18 protein-coding genes and 2 pseudogenes are annotated in these 17,056 nt (G+C 56.8%); 5 read left to right on the forward strand and 15 right to left on the reverse strand.

The genetic code is table 11. The features are described 5' to 3' along the window. Nucleotides 1-333: 333 nt before the first annotated feature. The 6 genes from infB to pip form a co-directional block, all read right to left on the reverse strand. A complete protein-coding gene (gene infB, locus AC2FMY_RS01125) occupies nucleotides 334-2,835 on the reverse strand; it encodes a translation initiation factor IF-2 (RefSeq protein WP_480750111.1) in 2,502 nt (833 codons plus the stop codon). Between the two features lie 4 nt (nucleotides 2,836-2,839). Further along, nucleotides 2,840-3,469 carry an RNA-binding protein gene (locus tag AC2FMY_RS01130; RefSeq protein ID WP_480750112.1) on the reverse strand — a complete coding sequence of 210 codons (630 nt, stop codon included), beginning with the start codon at nucleotides 3,467-3,469 and terminating at the stop codon, nucleotides 2,840-2,842. A gap of 22 nt (nucleotides 3,470-3,491) precedes the next feature. Then, the gene (gene nusA / locus AC2FMY_RS01135) at nucleotides 3,492-5,108 is read right to left on the reverse strand and encodes a transcription termination factor NusA (RefSeq protein ID WP_496745499.1); all 1,617 of its coding nucleotides are present in this window, start codon (nucleotides 5,106-5,108) and stop codon (nucleotides 3,492-3,494) included. After that, the gene (rimP, locus tag AC2FMY_RS01140; RefSeq protein WP_480750114.1) at nucleotides 5,108-5,701 is read right to left on the reverse strand and encodes a ribosome maturation factor RimP; all 594 of its coding nucleotides are present in this window, start codon (nucleotides 5,699-5,701) and stop codon (nucleotides 5,108-5,110) included. The genes nusA and rimP overlap by 1 nt, the downstream gene beginning before the upstream one ends. 170 nt (nucleotides 5,702-5,871) lie before the next feature. Continuing rightward, the gene (locus tag AC2FMY_RS01145; RefSeq protein ID WP_496745497.1) at nucleotides 5,872-6,693 is read right to left on the reverse strand and encodes an ABC transporter substrate-binding protein; all 822 of its coding nucleotides are present in this window, start codon (nucleotides 6,691-6,693) and stop codon (nucleotides 5,872-5,874) included. Further along, on the reverse strand, nucleotides 6,690-7,667 hold the full coding sequence (gene pip, locus AC2FMY_RS01150; protein ID WP_480750116.1) for a prolyl aminopeptidase: 978 nt from the start codon (nucleotides 7,665-7,667) through the stop codon (nucleotides 6,690-6,692). The genes AC2FMY_RS01145 and pip overlap by 4 nt, the downstream gene beginning before the upstream one ends. Before the next feature lie 49 nt (nucleotides 7,668-7,716). On the opposite strand from pip, the gene ubiG reads away from it, so the two are divergent. Next, nucleotides 7,717-8,463, forward strand: coding sequence for a bifunctional 2-polyprenyl-6-hydroxyphenol methylase/3-demethylubiquinol 3-O-methyltransferase UbiG (gene ubiG, locus AC2FMY_RS01155; RefSeq protein ID WP_496806876.1), 747 nt, complete (start codon nucleotides 7,717-7,719; stop codon nucleotides 8,461-8,463). Nucleotides 8,464-8,535: 72 nt separating this feature from the next. On the opposite strand, the gene AC2FMY_RS01160 is transcribed toward ubiG, so the two are convergent. Genes AC2FMY_RS01160 through AC2FMY_RS01180 form a run of 5 tightly spaced genes read right to left on the reverse strand, consistent with a single transcriptional unit; the run spans nucleotide 8,536 to nucleotide 11,622 of the window. After that, the gene (locus AC2FMY_RS01160; protein ID WP_496745493.1) at nucleotides 8,536-9,273 is read right to left on the reverse strand and encodes a hypothetical protein; all 738 of its coding nucleotides are present in this window, start codon (nucleotides 9,271-9,273) and stop codon (nucleotides 8,536-8,538) included. 40 nt (nucleotides 9,274-9,313) lie between these two features. Further along, nucleotides 9,314-9,754 (reverse strand): MarR family winged helix-turn-helix transcriptional regulator, encoded by a 441-nt coding sequence (locus AC2FMY_RS01165; protein ID WP_496745491.1) that lies wholly within the window; start codon nucleotides 9,752-9,754, stop codon nucleotides 9,314-9,316. Between the two features lie 14 nt (nucleotides 9,755-9,768). Continuing rightward, nucleotides 9,769-10,599, reverse strand: a complete 831-nt coding sequence (locus AC2FMY_RS01170) for a carbon-nitrogen hydrolase family protein (RefSeq protein ID WP_496745489.1) — start codon at nucleotides 10,597-10,599, stop codon at nucleotides 9,769-9,771. Next, nucleotides 10,599-10,856 carry a glutaredoxin 3 gene (grxC, locus tag AC2FMY_RS01175; protein ID WP_496745487.1) on the reverse strand — a complete coding sequence of 86 codons (258 nt, stop codon included), beginning with the start codon at nucleotides 10,854-10,856 and terminating at the stop codon, nucleotides 10,599-10,601. The genes AC2FMY_RS01170 and grxC overlap by 1 nt, the downstream gene beginning before the upstream one ends. A gap of 37 nt (nucleotides 10,857-10,893) precedes the next feature. Continuing rightward, complete coding sequence (locus AC2FMY_RS01180) at nucleotides 10,894-11,622, reverse strand: double zinc ribbon domain-containing protein (RefSeq protein ID WP_496745485.1); 729 nt, start codon at nucleotides 11,620-11,622, stop codon at nucleotides 10,894-10,896. A 16-nt stretch (nucleotides 11,623-11,638) separates the two neighbouring features. On the opposite strand from AC2FMY_RS01180, the gene AC2FMY_RS01185 reads away from it, so the two are divergent. Further along, nucleotides 11,639-12,469, forward strand: a complete 831-nt coding sequence (locus AC2FMY_RS01185; RefSeq protein WP_496745484.1) for a methyltransferase domain-containing protein — start codon at nucleotides 11,639-11,641, stop codon at nucleotides 12,467-12,469. Nucleotides 12,470-12,522: 53 nt separating this feature from the next. Further along, nucleotides 12,523-13,572 carry a ferrochelatase gene (gene hemH, locus AC2FMY_RS01190; RefSeq protein ID WP_480750123.1) on the forward strand — a complete coding sequence of 350 codons (1,050 nt, stop codon included), beginning with the start codon at nucleotides 12,523-12,525 and terminating at the stop codon, nucleotides 13,570-13,572. A gap of 74 nt (nucleotides 13,573-13,646) precedes the next feature. Here hemH and AC2FMY_RS01195 read toward each other — a convergent pair whose 3' ends face one another. Together AC2FMY_RS01195 and AC2FMY_RS01200 are read right to left on the reverse strand one after the other, a co-directional pair. Next, entirely contained in the window at nucleotides 13,647-13,829 is a 183-nt protein-coding gene (locus AC2FMY_RS01195) for a hypothetical protein (RefSeq protein ID WP_480750124.1), read from the reverse strand. 139 nt (nucleotides 13,830-13,968) lie between these two features. Continuing rightward, nucleotides 13,969-14,568, reverse strand: a complete 600-nt coding sequence (locus AC2FMY_RS01200; RefSeq protein ID WP_480750125.1) for a L,D-transpeptidase — start codon at nucleotides 14,566-14,568, stop codon at nucleotides 13,969-13,971. A gap of 169 nt (nucleotides 14,569-14,737) precedes the next feature. Here AC2FMY_RS01200 and dalA point away from each other — a divergent pair, with 169 nt between their 5' ends. Both dalA and AC2FMY_RS01210 read left to right on the forward strand, forming a co-directional pair. Continuing rightward, nucleotides 14,738-15,256 (forward strand): divisome-associated lipoprotein DalA, encoded by a 519-nt coding sequence (gene dalA / locus AC2FMY_RS01205; RefSeq protein WP_480750126.1) that lies wholly within the window; start codon nucleotides 14,738-14,740, stop codon nucleotides 15,254-15,256. A 117-nt stretch (nucleotides 15,257-15,373) separates the two neighbouring features. Continuing rightward, nucleotides 15,374-15,464 (forward strand): annotated as a pseudogene (locus AC2FMY_RS01210) (IS6 family transposase); the annotation flags it as partial. A 28-nt stretch (nucleotides 15,465-15,492) separates the two neighbouring features. Here the strand turns inward: AC2FMY_RS01210 and AC2FMY_RS01215 are convergent. Together AC2FMY_RS01215 and AC2FMY_RS01220 are read right to left on the reverse strand one after the other, a co-directional pair. Continuing rightward, nucleotides 15,493-16,879 (reverse strand): annotated as a pseudogene (locus AC2FMY_RS01215) (ISKra4 family transposase). Between the two features lie 26 nt (nucleotides 16,880-16,905). After that, a complete protein-coding gene (locus tag AC2FMY_RS01220; protein ID WP_480750127.1) occupies nucleotides 16,906-17,052 on the reverse strand; it encodes a helix-turn-helix domain-containing protein in 147 nt (48 codons plus the stop codon). Nucleotides 17,053-17,056 lie beyond the last annotated feature (4 nt).

Consider the following 17,056-nt stretch of genomic DNA (forward strand, 5'->3'; position numbering starts at 1 on the left):
TGCTGAAAAATTAACCTTATGGGATAACAATTTAATTTTTACATTCGATTTTTCGTGTATGATGAGCCTGTCTTATTCCTTTTTGGGGAGGATTGGGCATGTTGCGGACAATTGCACTGGGAAGTTGCGTTTTCGTGCAAGGCACATTTGTTCGAAAATTGGCAGATGGGCGTATCGTGGTACGCGTAGAGAAGAAGCTTTATTTCGGGCGACCTGTCGCGGCATCGACTTGAATGCGGCAGAATACACCACTCACGTGAGAGCGACACGCGACGTCCTCTCAAAAAAACGGCGGCCACAATGGACCGCCGTTTTTTGTCAGTTCATGTCGTATCAATCGAGCGTTCTGGTAACTTCTTCACGCTCGAATATTTCGATCACATCGCCGGAGCGGATATCGTCGTAGTTCTCGAATGCCATTCCGCATTCCTGACCTGACTGAACCTCGGCCACCTCGTCCTTGAAGCGCTTGAGCGTCTTGAGCGTCCCTTCGTGGATGACCACGTTGTCGCGCAGCAGACGGACGCCGGCCGAGCGGCGTGCTACCCCTTCGGTCACCAGACAGCCCGCAACTTTGCCGACGCCGGAAACCTTGAACACTTCCCTGATCTCGGCGTAACCGATGAACTTTTCGCGGATCTCGGCGCTCAGCAGGCCAGATGCGGCCGCTTTCACGTCATCCACAAGGTCGTAGATCACTGAATAGTAGCGGATTTCGACGCCTTTCTGGTTTGCGGTATTCCGTGCCGAAGCATTGGCGCGGACGTTGAAGCCAAAGACTGGCGCACCAGATGCTTCGGCCAGGCCGATGTCGGTTTCGGTGATTGCACCAACGCCAGAGTGCAGAACGCGTACGCGAACCTCGTCGTTACCGATCTTTTCCATCGCCTGGACGATGGCCTCGGCCGAACCCTGCACGTCCGCCTTCACCAGGATCGGAAGTTCCGAGACGTTTTCGTCTTCCTTGGCCTTGGCCATCAACTGTTCCAGTGTGGTCGCGGCTCCGGCCGCAGCGCGTTTGTCCTTGGCGGCTTGTTCGCGGTATTCGGCAATTTCGCGGGCCTGCGCTTCGGTCTCTGTTACGTTCAGAACGTCGCCTGCTTCGGGCGTGCCATTGAGGCCCAGAACTTCAACTGGTACCGACGGACCCGCCTCTTTCACCCTCTCACCCTTGTCGTTGATCAGTGCGCGTACCTTGCCGTATTGCTCACCCACAACGAAGATATCGCCCTGACGCAGCGTACCTTTCTGAACCAGAACGGTCGCGACGGGACCGCGGCCCACGTCAAGCTGCGCTTCGATCACGGCGCCCTGGGCGGCGCGGTCGGGGTTGGCCCTGAGTTCCAGAATCTCGGCTTGCAATGCAATCGCTTCGAGTAGGTCATCCAGACCCTGACCGGTCATGGCGGACACTTCGACATCTTGGACTTCACCCGACATCGCTTCGACAACCACTTCGTGTTGCAGCAGGTCGGTGCGAACTTTCATCGGGTTCGCGTCGGGTTTGTCGATCTTGTTGATCGCCACGATCATCGGCACCTTGGCCGCCTTGGCGTGATTAATCGCCTCGACGGTCTGCGGCATCACCGCGTCATCCGCAGCCACCACCAGCACCACGATGTCCGTTACCTGCGCGCCGCGCGAACGCATCGAGGTAAAGGCGGCGTGGCCTGGTGTGTCGAGGAAGGTCAGAATAACACCGTCGTTGGTTTCCACCTGATAGGCGCCGATATGCTGGGTGATTCCCCCGGCCTCGCCCGAGACGACCTTGGTGTTGCGAATTGCATCCAGCAGCGAGGTCTTGCCGTGGTCCACGTGACCCATGATGGTGATCACCGGTGGACGTGGCAGGAGATCCTGTTCTTCGTCCTCGATATCAGCGATGACGTCCTCGACATCCGCATCCGAGACGCGCACAACGTTGTGGCCGAATTCCTGAATGATCAGTTCGGCGGTATCGGCGTCGATGGTCTGGTTCTGCGTGACCATCATGCCCATTTTCATGAGTTCCTTGACCACATCCGAGACCCGTTCGGCCATACGGTTGGCCAGTTCGGAAACCATGATGGCCTCTGGCAGTTGAACGTCACGGATCACCTTTTCCCGCTCGACCGAACCACCCATCGCTTTTTGACGCGCACGCTCCTGCTTGCGTTTCATCGCGGCCATCGAGCGCTGACGCCCGCCTTCGCCGCCTGAGAGAGCCTGATTGAGGGTCAACTTACCGGAGCGACGGCCATCGTCGCGGCCTTTGCTGCCGCGCGTGTTGCGTTGATCGCGATCGCGGTCAGCCGCGCCACTCCGGCGCGAGTCGTCGGCAGGCGCGGTTTGCTTGGGCGCAGGCGCTTTGGCCTTGGGCGCTTCTTTGGCCGCAGCGGCCTCTGCCGCCGCGCGTTTGGCGGCCGCTTCGGCTTCCAGCCGCTGACGTTCTTCGTCTGCGGCTTTCTGGCGAGCCTTTTCTTCGGCCTCTCGCTGTTCGCGTTCCTTGGCCTCTTGTTCCGCACGGCGGCGTTCACGCTCTTCCGCACGGGCTTTTTCTTCGGCCTCACGCTGCGCGGCTTCTTCGGCCTCGCGGGCCTTTGCGGCCTGAAGTGCCTTCAGGCGTCGCTCCATCTCGGCGTCCGAAATCCCGGCAGGGCGCCGCGAAGGATCACCCGCAGATGCAGCGCTGCTGGCACCCGGTTTGGTCGCACCCGGCTTGGGGACCACCACGCGTTTGCGTTTGGTTTCCACCACGACATTCTTGGTCCGTCCGTGGCTGAAACTTTGTTTCACATTCCCGGGGCGCGCCCCGCCACGCAGACCCAATGTCTTTTTGCCGTCATTATCGCTCATAAAGCTACTTACCCTTCCGAGCGGCCCCGTTGCCGCCGTCATCCGTTTCGCGCACACCACGCAAGCGTTGCGCTTCCTCTACAACACGTTTGGCGAGTCCACCAGAGGCCAGCGCCGCATGTATCACTGTTTGGCGTCCAAATGCCATGCCCAATTCGTCAGCCGTGAGCCAACCGATGTATTTTCCAAAGTGCGGCGTGCTCAATTTCGATTTGCCACGCCCGGACCCATCGGCTGCCTGAAGCAGAACCTGCGCCTCTTCCTTGTCGAGCCAGGTCTTAACTTTCTCATAGCCAGCCACCGCGTCGCCCGATTTCCGAGCGAGGCTGATCAGTTCGACCACGCGTCGCGATATTTGGCGTTCGACCTCGTTGATAAGGTCATCCGAGGCTTTGACCTGTGCCTTGAACGCGCGGCTGAACAGTTTCTTGCTGATCGCCTGCTTTAAAGCAGCCCGATCCGCAGCCACATACACGCCCCGACCCGGCAACTTGCCCGCGACGTCAGGAAAGACCTGACCGTCAGGCGACGCCACGAACCGTATCAACCCATACCTAGGTTGAACCTCGCCCGTGGCGATGCACTTCCGCTCGGGCCCCTCCGAACGATCCTTATGGACGCCACCGCGACCCATGAGCGCCACCCAAGGCCTGAGATCAGGCCTCGGCCTCCTCTTCAGAAAGTTCATCGTCTTCTTGGGCATCGGCTTCGAGATCGGCAGGATCAACCCAGCCTAACATGACGCGGGCAGTCATCACCAAATCCTGAGCCTCTTCCAGCGACACACCGAAGGGTTCCAGAATACCGTCATCCTTGACACGCTGTCCGTCAACCGTGGTCCAGCCGCCAGCCAGTTCCCAGTCGGCGCAAGTGGCAAAATCCTCGAGTGTTTTCACGTCATCCTTTGCCAGTACTTCTACCATCTGGGGCGTCAGTCCCTCAAATTCAATAAGGCTGTCCTCAGCGCCCAATTCGCGGGCACTATCCAGTGCCGCCTTGGCTTGTGCCTCCAGATAGTCGCGGGCGCGAGCCTGCAATTCGTTGGCGGTCCCTTCGTCGACACCGTCGATGACCAGCAGTTCGTCCAACTCGACATAGGCAACCTCTTCGAGGTTGGTGAATCCTTCGGAGACCAAAAGCTGGGCAAAGAACTCGTCCAGATCGAGGCTTTCCACGAACAGTGTGGTACGCGCCTCGAATTCTTTCTGACGGCGAGCCGATTCCTCGGCTTCGGTCATGATGTCGATGTCCAGACCGGTCAGTTGGCTGGCGAGACGCACATTCTGACCACGGCGACCGATGGCGAGGCTCAGTTGCTCTTCAGGAACCACAACTTCGATTTTGCCAGCTTCTTCGTCCAGAACCACCTTGGAAACCTCGGCGGGCTGCAGCGCATTCACCAGAAACGTTGGCTGATCTTCGTTCCACGGGATGATGTCGATCTTTTCTCCCTGCAATTCGTTCACTACGGCCTGCACCCGGCTGCCGCGCATACCAACGCAGGCACCGACCGGATCGATCGAACCGTCATATGAGATCACGGCAATTTTGGCGCGGGACCCGGGGTCACGGGCTACGGCCTTGACCTCAATGATGCCGTCATAAATTTCCGGCACTTCCATTTTGAACAACTCGGCCATGAACTCCGGTGCGGTGCGGGAAAGGAAAATCTGGTGCCCGCGTGGTTCGCGGCGGACTTCCTTGATATAGGCGCGGACGCGATCATTCGGGCGATAACTTTCGCGCCCGATCTTGTCGTTGCGGCGCAGAACAGCCTCGGCCCCACCCAGGTCGACTATGACGTTGCCGAATTCTTCGCGCTTGACGACACCGTTGATGATGGTGCCTGCGCGATCCTTGAAATCTTCGTATTGGCGGTCCCGCTCTGCTTCGCGGACTTTCTGCAGAATCACCTGCTTGGCCGATTGCGCGGCGATTCGACCCATCTCGACCGGCGGCACCTCTTCGACAAAGACGTCGCCGATTTCGGGGCTTTCCATATACTGACGCGCCTGTTCCACGGTCATCTCGGCCTGATAGTTTTCAAGCTCGTCATCGGCGACCACTGTGCGCACGCGGGTGAACGTCGCTTTGCCGGTTTTGCGGTCGATTGACACACGAATGTCCATCTCGGCGCCATATCGGCTCTTGGCGGCGCGGGCGAGGGATTCTTCCATCGCCTCGACCACCAGACCGGGGTCGATCATTTTTTCGCGGGCCACGGCCTCGGCGGTTTGCAACAGCTCCAGCTGGTTTGCAGAAGTGATTGCCATCAGTTCGTCTCCTCTTCGGACCCTGCTTCGGTCACGATTTCGTCGAATTGGTCTTCGTTAAGGGCGCCGCTTGCTTTGCGCTGGCGCAGCATTTCCTTGATCAGGTCATCGGTCAGCACGAGCTTGGCATCGCTCAGCCAGTCGAACTGTAGGCCGATGGTGATGGTCTCGCCATCCTGTGGGATGTTGATCAAAACCTCGTCGCCTTCGACGCCGGCCAGTTCACCTTTGAAGCGGCGGCGGCCGTCAATCAGTTCGGCGGTTTCCAGCTTGGCCTCATAGCCTTCGAACATCTCGAAATCCTTGAGTCGGGTTAGGGGCCGGTCGATACCGGGGCTGGAAACCTCAAGCGTGTAGGCGTCAAGGATCGGGTCTTCGACGTCCAGTGTGGCGCTGACCGCGTTCGAAATCTCGGCACAATCGTCCACTTCGATTCCGCCGTCAGGCTTGTCGGCCATGATCTGAAGTGTGGTCGTCTTGCCGCTCATCAGGCGAATGCGGACAAGTTCAAATCCCAGATCTTCGATCACGGGAGAAATGATCTCGGCCAGTCGCCGGTCGATGGCGGCTTTTGCAATCAGGTCGTTGGTCATGTCGTCCAAACACAAAAAAACGGGCGCGCGGCCCGTCGATCTTAATCGGTGGAGCCCCGAGCCTTTGGCCCGACGCGCCGCTGTTGCAAGGGCATATACGCGCAGGAAAACGAATCCGCAACCCCCGCCTTGATCCAAGCCGAATTAATTGAAGTCAGACAGCCGAAAACCTACATCAGCCACCATCGCTCGGCGATGCGACCGTCGTCGAGGTCGCATCGTGTGCCAATCTGGCGGGGAATACCTACGTTTGGGCCAGCGGCCAGCGCCATATCCCTGTCTGATGGGAAAAAGTGCAAGCTGCGGCGACTGCGCAGACCGTCGGGCAAAGGCGCAGCGGCCACATCAACATACCCGTCCTGCAACGCTTCGGCGCGAACGCGTGGGTCGGAGATCACGATGATCTCGATTGCATCGGCCCATCCGGCACGGCCAGCCTTGTAATGTCCGGCCACCTTGCGCCCCAGAAAATGGCGCCCATCCTGCGCTCGTTCGACCCGGTAGCAACCGGTGCCGTTTGCATCGTGAAGCGGTGAAACACTTTGTCCCACACGTGTGATGGCATGGCGATTATCGGCAAGCACGAAGGGTAGGCCGTGATTGCCCTCGACAAGTTCAAGATGCAGGCGATTCGGGCCCAGAACTTCAACATGACCGAAATTGGCCAGTGTTCCCGACACGTCTTGCGCGTGCAGTGGGGTGCCATCATGGAAGATCACGTCGTCACGCAAATCGAACGTCCAGACCCGAGCCGCCGAATCCGTTTGCCAACCGCTTGCGAGTTCTCCACGCAAGGTCCCGTCTGGTGCGACTTCGGTCAGCGTGTCGAATACGGCGCCTCGGACGATCTGTTCAAGACTGTCATCGCGGGGAACAGCCAGTCGCATAGTGCCGCCTGACTTGGGTAATCCCGCATGAGATACGCCAGTCGCAGCCAGCAGCGCGGCGGCGGCACCCGAGGCAAACAATGCACGGCGGTCGATTCGGGTCATGCCACACCCTCCGCAACGCTATCCATTATGCGGACAAGTTCAGCACTGATGCCCGGTTCGGACAACGCGTGGCCCGCGTTGCGGACCATTCTAAGTTCGGCGTTTGGCCAGGCTTCGCTGAGGTTCCACGCTGAAGTGGGCGGGCAGATCATGTCGTAACGTCCCTGAACGATATGGCCGGGAATATGGGCGATTCGATCCATATTGGCCAGAATCTGACCATCGAATTCCAGAAAACCATTGTTCAGGAAATAGTGATTCTCCAGTCGGGCAAAGGCGCGGGCATAATCCCCGGGGCTTTCACCTGTCACGCCATTGGTATGAATCGAAGCCAGCGCGTTTTCCCAGTTCGACCAGGCGCGGCCATAAAGGATTTCGGTTGCCCGGTCGCCTGAGAACAGACGCTTGTGATAGGCGCTGATAGCGTCGTTCTGTTCATTATCCGACAGAAGTGAAATGAATTTCTGCCAAGGTTCTGGCCAGAACTTGCCTGCACCGCCACCATAGAACCAATCAAGTTCGGATTGGGTCATCAAGAACACGCCGCGCAGAACCAGGCGAGTCACACGCTCGGGATGGGTTTGCGCATAGATCAGAGCCAGAGTCGCCCCCCAGCTGCCACCAAAGGCAATCCAGTTGTCGATATCAAGATCGCGGCGAATTCGTTCGATGTCGGAGACAAGATGCCATGTCGTGTTGTGCTCAACAGCGGCATGAGGACGCGACCGCCCGCACCCCCGTTGGTCAAAGAGAATCACCCGATACACCAAAGGGTCGAAATACCGTCGCATCGCAGGGCTGCACCCCCCGCCTGGGCCTCCATGAAGAATCACGACCGGAATACCGCTGGGATTGCCGCATTGTTCCACGTAGATACGATGCCCGTCGCCAACATCGAGCATTCGCTGGTCAAAGGGTTCAACCGGCGGATAGAGATATTGTACTGCGCGCTTTTGGTCCGGGTACTTGTCCATTATGGGCCTATATAGTCCTTAACGGTAAAAAGAGCATACGGAGACAGGAATGCAAGCGCATCCGAACACGGTTGACCCGTCAGAGATCGCAAAATTCGAGGCAATGGCCGCTGAATGGTGGGACCCCCACGGGAAATTCAAACCTCTGCACATGCTCAACCCCTGTCGGTTGGATTATATTACACAGCAGATCGCGGGCGAGTTTGATCGCGATCTAAAAGCCCTGCGCCCTTTCGAGGGCCTGCGCCTGCTGGATATCGGCTGCGGCGGCGGGTTGCTGAGCGAACCCATGGCGCGTTTGGGGGCCACGGTGGTCGGGGCCGACGCCGCCGAGGGCAACCTGCCCGTCGCGCGCATCCATGCTGAGCGATCAGGGTTGCAGATCGACTATCGCCACACCACAGCCGAGGACATGGTCGCCGCAGGCGAACAGTTCGACGTGGTGCTGAACATGGAGGTGGTCGAACATGTGGCCGACCCCCTTGGCTTTCTGACCGCATCGCAGCAGTTGTTGAAACCGGGTGGGTTGCTGATCTGCTCGACCATCAACCGCAACCCGAAATCCTATGCGATGGCCATTTTCGGCGCCGAGGTCGTCATGCGCTGGCTGCCGCGCGGCACCCATGAGTGGAACAAATTCATCACCCCCGATGAGCTGTTCGACTTGCTGCGTCAGGCCGGGCTGGAACCGGTGGATCGCAAGGGGTTCGTATTCAACCCGATCCTATGGAGCTGGTCGATCTCGGACCGGGATTTAGGCGTGAACTATGTGACGGCGAGCGTGAAGCCGGGGTAGGATGGGTTTTCAACCCATCTTGCAAAGGATTTCGATCTTGAGCGATGGGTTAGAAACCCATCCTACGATCTCTTAAAATTCCAGACGCGTCAGTCCAAAAGCAGAGCCAAAACCAGCAGCTGTTAGTTCGCTGCCAAGTGCGTCACTAAGGAAAAAAAACCTGAACATATGGGGATCAATCCAGACTGCCGGACCATTTACCGCTCTGGTGTCCGGCACAAGGCAATCTGCAAGAGAGGCATCTGGCTTAGGCTTAAACACCTCGCGCCCAGGCCATACAGGCTCCACATCGCTCTTTGCTATATCGATAGCATGGCCTTGATTCTGGAAAATCAGAGCATAGGCGACATAATCAAGCGGTGCTTCCGCTTCATAGCCAAAAAGCTGCGTTTCTTGCAGACGTGCTTGACCTAAATCATGATGCTTAAAAATCTCCGCGATATCCGCACGCAACATTGGGTGCCCTGCGCTGAAAACCGGCGGAATAGTGCTAGGCGGTACCTCGCTTAGGTTCCAATATAGTTCACTCGGCACCGCGCCTGGATCGACATGCTCGCCGCGGGAATTTTTTCTATCTCCATCACGATGTTTCTTAGCGATTTCGACATCTTCGTCGCGAAACTTGATCGAAGTGATCTTGTTTCGCATTGGTGCAGTCACAAAACCAATGCTGAGTTCATGTCTTTGGTAAACATCGCTGACCCAGATTGCACTACTCGGTTTTGCAGTCTTGAGGTGAGATCGATTTTGTTGATCTTCGTTAGCGGATGCCGCCGAAGAGGTTGGCGAAGTCACGTTCTCTGAAAGCACACTGGATTTCCGTCGCTTCCTAAACCAACGCATGACCTTCCTACTCCCCCTCCAACTGCAACCGCAAATCCCGCAGTACGGGCAATGTGCTGCGGACTCGCTCCAGCCCCAGCTCTCCGACTACCTGATTGATTAGCGGCGCGATGGAGGAGATCGCCTGATCCCGCGCCCTGCGGCCAGCCGGACTGATCGCCACCATCTTGCGGCGGGCGTCGTCCCAGTCGGGGCGGATGTGGATGTATCCGGCCCATTCCAGCTTGGCCAAAGTGTTGGTCATCGCGCCTCGGGTCACATGGAACGTATTGGCCAGTTGTGCCGGGGTGCGCTCATCCCCGACAAAGGCCAGATGGTTCAGGACCGAGAAGTGCGAAATTTCCATGCCCTTGGGCAGAACGCGGCTGAGCCGGTTCCGCAAAAGTTGGTCTGCGGTCAGAATCTCGCTGAACAGCGCAACCGCCAGGGCATTGGTATCGTCAGGCATAGTTCCAATCTGGATCAGGGGCCGTCGAATGGACGGACGTGAGTCAGAGAAGGCACGCGATGTCGTGCTTCTGTAACAGCATTATCATCCAGATCAAAATAGTGAATGCCGGGTTCGGTACCTGCGTCGATCAGTACCTCGCCCCATGGGGCGACAACCATGCTGTGCCCGTGTGTGACGCGTGTCTTGCCGCGGGTTTTGGGGTGCGTTCCGGTTTGACCCGGTGCGATGACCCAACACCCCGTTTCGATGGCGCGGGCGCGCAACAGCGGCCGCCAATGCGCGGCCCCGGTTACCGGCGAGAACGCCGCCGGCACGGTCAGAATATGTGCTCCGGCTTGGGCAAGAGCGGCATAGAGTTGCGGAAATCGGACGTCGTAGCAGACGGTCATCCCGATCTTTCCGAAATCCGTATCAGCGAGCACCGCTTGAGCACCGGGCCTGTAGTTCGCCGATTCGCGAAAGGTTTCCGATTCGGTCACCTGCACGTCGAACATGTGGATTTTATCGTATCGGGCGATCACCTTGCCCGTAGGGTCGATCAAGAAGGACCTATTGGCAAATCGGCCATCCGGATCGTGCGTCTTGAGTGCCAACGACCCGACTAACAACCATACGTTCAGGTTAGCGGCGTGTTCGCGCAAACCTGTGAGGGTCGTGTCGTCTTCTTCGTGCTGCAGTACCTCACGCTGTCGTGTGGTGCTGGTCGAAACGCAATTGGTGACTTCAGGCGTCAGAATGAAATTTGCGCCCTGTTGTGCCGCCTCCGTCATCATGTCGCGTACCATAACGAGGTTCGCAACAGGATCGTCGGACGAAGTGATTTGCAGCAGGGCAGTTTTCATCAGGCGGCCAAGAGCGGATCGAGCTTGCCTTCACGCTCAAGATCGTAAAGATCATCACAGCCGCCGACATGAGTGCCTTCGATGAAGATCTGCGGCACCGTTCGACGACCGTTTGCCCTCTGGATCATCTCGGATTTTCGATTTGGGTTGGCTAGCACATTGATTTCGGTGAACGAAATCCCTTTTTGATTCAAAAGTCGCTTGGCTGCATGGCAAAAGCCGCAGAGCGGCGAGGTGTAGATTTCAACCGTTTTCATTTCCGTTCCCCAAGGGTTTGGTGCAATCTAGGGGCAATTAGGCAGTCTTGGCAACGCGCGCTAGTACCAACACAGAAATATGATTTGCTCCCGCCTCAACGCAGGCCCTCGCACAGGCGCTCAATGTTGCACCCGATGTCATGACATCATCAACCAGTAACACGTTCCGATCCACCAGTCCGATTTTCCGTTTGGGGTGGGCAGAGATGGCGGATGAAAGGACTTGGGCGCGCTCCGCGCTCGTTTTGCCATCAAGTATTGGGGTTCGCCGTACGCGTATCAGAAGATCGGGGCATACGGGCAACCTTGTTTCCTGACCCAGATACTGAGCTAGTAAGGCGGATTGATTATAGCGGCGCTTCACCAGTCGCGACCAGTGCAACGGAACGGGCGCAATCAGCATGTTTGGCCTCAGGACTTCGCGGCCCGCTCGTGCCATCCAAAGTGCTGCAGGACGCGCGAGTTCCGGCCGGTCGCCATGTTTGAGTGCGAGGATCATTTTCCTTGCTCGGCCCTGATAGAGCAGTGCCGCGCGGCCCTCTGCCCATGGCCGGGGAGCTAGCATGCAGTCGTCGCATTCGATCCGATGACCGTCCGCCTGCCCAGGCAGCGGGACGCCGCAGCTTTCGCAAATGGTCCCGCCGATAAAAGACGTGTCTCGCCAACAGGGACCGCACAGGCCGAAATCCGAGGTGACGAGATCACCGCAACTAAGGCAACGGGGTGGATAAATCAGTTCGATAGCGGTTTGAATTCGGTTCCACATGCGTTAACTGCGCCTCATGAAGATGCCATCGCTCAACGCAACTGCCCTGTTCGACCGCAAGGTCCTGGATGCCCATCGCGCCCGTGCACAGGATGAAGCTCTGTTCCTGCACCGTGCCGCAATCAACGAAGTGCAGGATCGGTTGTCGATGGTTAACAGGACATTTACGCGTCCAGCAGTCGTGACACCGTTTCCGCATCTTTGGCAGAACGTGTTTCCCGGTGCAAAAACGGTTGCCGACCACGAGCTTCTAGAGCTGGAACCCGGATCGCACGATCTTGTTGTTCATGCCATGGCCTTGCACTGGGCCGATGATCCGGTTGGGCAACTGATTCAGTGCAGACGAGCGTTGAAAGCGGACGGTTTATTGCTGGCCATTTGTTTGGGTGGCGACACATTGAAAGAATTGCGCGCAGTCCTGGGGCAGGCAGAAGTCGAAAAGACAGGTGGCCTCAGCCCGCGCATAGCGCCAATGGGGGAAATCCGGGACTTGGGTGCATTGCTACAACGGGCGGGTCTGGCCTTGCCGGTGGCGGACAATTTGGCGCTGACGGCGGAGTACCGGGACATTTGGCACCTAATGAAAGATCTGCGAGCCATGGGCGAATCCAATGTCATGATCGGGCGGTTGAAACACCCGACGCGGCGTGCCGTGTTCGAGCGTGCCGCAACCTTATATGCCGAAAATTTTTCAACGTCGGATGGCAATCTGAATGCGACTTTTGACATGATCTGTCTGACCGGTTGGTCACCCGACGAGAGCCAGCAAAAACCACTGCGACCGGGATCCGCAAAGGCCAGTCTGGCCAAAGCGTTGGGCGCAACCGAGAACAAACTGTCCGATTGACCGACCGGTAATTCCCATTATCTCAAGCCGAAACGAAATTCAGGAAGCTCGATATGTTTGACGCCACCCGACCAACTCACGCTCCGGCGGATCATCCCAAGGTAAAGATGGGTCGTGTCGGGATTCTGTTGGCAAATCTGGGCACACCAGACGATTATTCATACTGGCCGATGCGGCGGTATCTCAACGAGTTTCTATCGGACAAGCGGGTGATCGATTATCCGTCGTGGAAGTGGCAACCTATCCTGCAATGCATCATATTGACCAAACGTCCGTTTAGTTCGGGGGCCGCGTACAAGTCGATCTGGAATAACGACAAAGGCGAAAGCCCATTAATGACGATTACCAAGGATCAGACGGCAAAGCTGCGTGCCTCGATGGAGGTTAGATATGGCGACCGTGTGATGGTGGAATTCTGCATGCGCTATGGAAACCCGTCAACGAAATCCAAGGTACGGGAAATGGTGGCGTCAGGGTGTGACCGTATCCTCTTCTTTCCTCTGTATCCGCAATATGCCGGGGCGACATCGGCGACCGCGAACGATCAGTTCTTTCGGGCTCTTATGGAAGAGGTTTGGCAACCAGCCTGCAGAACCGTTCCGGCATATTTCAGTGAACCAGCCTATATCGACGCTCTGGCGAAATCTGTTGAACGGGCCTATGAGGCGATGGAGGAGAAACCAGAAATACTGGTGTGCTCCTACCATGGTATGCCCGAACGGTATCTTCAGCAAGGCGACCCGTACCATTGCCAATGCGTCAAAACCACGCGACTGTTGAGAGAGCGGCTTGGCTGGTCGGACGATCAACTCGTTTCAACGTTTCAGTCAAGGTTTGGTCCGGAAGAATGGTTGAAACCCTATACTGTCGATCATGTGGCCGACTTGGCGCGTCAGGGAAAAAAGAAAATTGCGGTGATCGCGCCGGCATTTTCTGCGGATTGCATCGAGACGCTGGAAGAGATCAACGAAGAGATTCGCGAAAGCTTTGAGGGGGCAGGCGGAGAAAAGTTTACCTATATTCCGTGCCTCAACGCGGATGATACGCATGTCACGGCGCTGCAAACTGTCATTGAGGCAAATTTGAAGGGTTGGTTGGACTGATCCATCCAGAATCGCGGGAACAAAAAAAGGCGGTGGAATCTCCACCGCCTTTTCTTCAGATGACTTGCGTCGTCTTAGCTTGCAGCAACAGCTGCGCCAACCAGAACCAGCAGGATCAGGGGCAGCAGGATGCCGCTCGACGAGCCCTGTGTCTCTTCGACAACTACAGGTGCTTCAACAACCGGTTCTTCCAGGTTGCCAGCAAATGCGGTCGAAGCAGCAGCAGTCAGAGCAGCAGCGAGAACGAGTTTTTTCATGTTAACCTCCAGTATTCGCGCGATTCTCAAAAAATGAACCACGCACCCAAGACTTACCTCGTGGCTTTTTCTAAGCAGCAAAGCGCGGGGATTGCAAATGCTACTTGCTGGTTCAGCAACTTAGCAGGCGGAAATGTCGTCAAATTAGCAACACCTGCGAACCCACTTTTGCCATGCTGAACAGTTCTTGAATATGTTCGTTGTAAAGCCCGATGCAACCATTCGAGGAGCGGCGCCCAATTTTGCGCGTATCATGCGTTCCATGAATTCTATAATACTTCCAGCTTAGATATAATGCGTGTGTTCCCAAGGGGTTGTCCGGACCCGGCGGGATGTAGTCGGGCCATTCGGGGTTGCGTTTCTTCATTGACGGCGTCGGCGACCAGCTGGGCCCTTCGACCTTGCGTATGACGCTTGTTCGGCCGCGTCGGGTCAACTCGTCGGTTAATGGCACTGAAGAAGGATAGAGTTTGTAAACCGTTTGATCTTCGGACCAGTAGTGCAATGCCCGCGAAACTGTGTCGACCAGAATCGCGCCGTTCTTTGTATTGGAGAAATACGGTTGCCAGCTAAGAGCTCGGAAACCCGAAATATTGCGGCGCACAGGCGTCTCGGGCTCGGGGGCGGGCCGCAGCGGATCTCCCGGAATATATTGCGCGATTGCAGGTGTCGCCAGTAACGAGGCTGCTCCAGTTAGGAAGCAACGCCGAGATGCCAGATTGGGCGCTTTTTTTACCATGGTTCAGGACCTTTTCGAGTTCTTGTCATGGAAATCTTGGGCAGTTTATTGCCAGAAAGCCTCAGTCGCAAATCAAACCGGCATGTTTCGGCCATATTATTCAACAGGGTGTTTGCCCAAGCTCGTTTACCACGCTATTTGCATTCCGATGTAATGAACCGGATTGATCATGGCGCGACTACTTTCTCTTTTGTTGGTGTGTTTCGTGGCGCTCGCCGCCTGTACGGAAACGGTCGAAACCCGGCTGGGTGCCGATGGTAGACCATTGCCGAAACCCTATAAAATTCGGGGAAGCGCGGACAAGTTGCAATTTCGCATGCTTGATTCGGTCAATGCGTTACGGCAGGCTTCGGGATTGCAGCCTGTGCAATTGAATGCGCAACTCAACGCTGCAGCCGAAACCCATGCGCGTGATATGTCGCGACAAAATCGGCCCTGGCATTTTGGGTCGGACGGATCATCGCCGTTGGACAGGGCGATGAGGGTTGGATATACAGGGACATTTCTTGGCGAAGCGATTTCAGAGACCTACGAGACAGAATTGGAAACCCTTGCAGCCTGGATGGACGCTCCTGGCCCGCGTTCGGTGATCATGAACCCCGACGCGACAGAGATGGGGTTCGCATGGCATCAAGAACCAGGCGGCAAGCTTTGGTGGACACTTGAAATGGGGGCGTTGTCACGCTGAAGGTCGTTCGGTTGGTCATGTCCGCGGTTGGACGTAAGTGACATCGATGAGGTCATCGTCGATTAGCTACAAGCGCCACCGGTTTCCATCTCAGATCATTGCGCATGGTTATGACCGCACGTCCGTTTCAATCTGAGCTTGCGGGAAGTTGAAGAGATGCTTCTGCAGCGCGAGATTGACGTGTCTTACGAGACTGTCCGGCTTTGGGTCAGCGAGTACCGCAACGTGCGGGGCAATTACGCCACCAAGTTGCCATCTGCGCTCAGTTTCATGCCCGGATACCATTGCTCGAACTTGGTTCTGAGCGTTCCATCGAGGGTGCGGGCGCGGGTTTGAAGCATCAGGAGGGCGCCGCGTTTTGACAATCGAATTTGCTGGCGTTTGTCGAAGCGTTTTCCGACAACGGTGTTGACGGTGCTTTCAACGAAGCCGGTTGAGACGCGCTCGCCGTAGCGTCGTCGCTCGGCATAGTTCGGGATCATGTGTTTGCTGTTGGTGATGTATGGCTCAAATTCGACGGCTGATTTGCGCAGCGCCTTTATTGCTGGCGTAGTCCGTTTCGACCCTATCCAAATCCATGACCAGATCCTCGATCCCTAGTTTCCCTTCACGCAGGTTCCCGTTCCACAGGAAGCACTTGATCTGGCGAAGCAACCTGGCCAGCTTCTCGGCTTCCTCCTTGTTATGGTGGGCCGGTCCTGTCACGTATTGCTGCATGACGGTGAGGCGCATGGTGATATGGAACCAGTCCAGGATGTGCTCGGATGCCGGAGCCATGTGGCGGTAATGTTGATGACCGTATTTCCACCATCGGTCATGAATGTGACCGGCTGGTTTTCCTGCCAGCCCTGTTCTTTCAGTACCTCGTGCAGCCGCCGCTTGGGATTGGTATCATGGATTTGAACCAGTCCAAGATAGTGGCTCGGGCGGTCCGTAGGGATAGATTTGCCCACGGTGACTTCAAAATGGGATTGGCTTTTGTCACGTGAGCGGACATAGCCACCATCGATACCGACGGTGAAAGGCCCTTCCGGATTGGGAAGCCGCTCCCGCAAAACGGCGCTGGTCTCGATGAAGCTGAACTGCTCTTCGACCATCTCACCTTCCATCCGTGTCGCCACGCGGCCAAGGTGCCTGCGGATCGTGCCCGGGCTGAGCCGCGCATCAATCGGCAAGACATCCTTCAGAATGTCAGCCGTCACGCCGAATGACACCAGAGATGCCCACTTCGTTTCCAGTCAAAGCAGTTCTGGCGCTACATGGTCCGGCAGAAGTTCCGTCAGCGGGTTGAACGTTTTGAAAGCCCTATCATGACATTTGCAGTGATAAAAACGCGGGCTTGGTATGGTGACATCACCAAAGACAGTGCGATATCTGATCTGGTCCCGCGCCTTGGCGCGAAGTTTTCGTCGGCAACGCGGGCAGCAGGACCGCGCCGCACAGGATGTTGCGCATTGCGCGGACACAATTTCCTGCTGCAGTTTCAACATTAGGTTTTTTGCTTTCAGCGATGGAGAGACCAATTTCGCCAATGGTGTCAGAAGCTTTGGTGATCGCGCCAATCTGTTCAGTGTGGGTTGCGTCGTCCGGCGCGGTAAGCGTTACCGTGATTTTGGTGTCCATTTGCCTGTTGTCCTGCCTGCTTGTCGTTATGTGTCTGCATCTCGCGTCTGCATGATCGTCTGTCGGCTGGTCCCCATGTCGCGGGCAATGGCCGAGACCGTTTCGCCCTGCGTGATCCGCGTACGGACCTGCGCCTTGGCTCGCGCCAATCCGGACTGGGTGCGCTCGATCAAAAGA

Source organism: Ruegeria sp. YKSE079 (assembly GCF_059612845.1).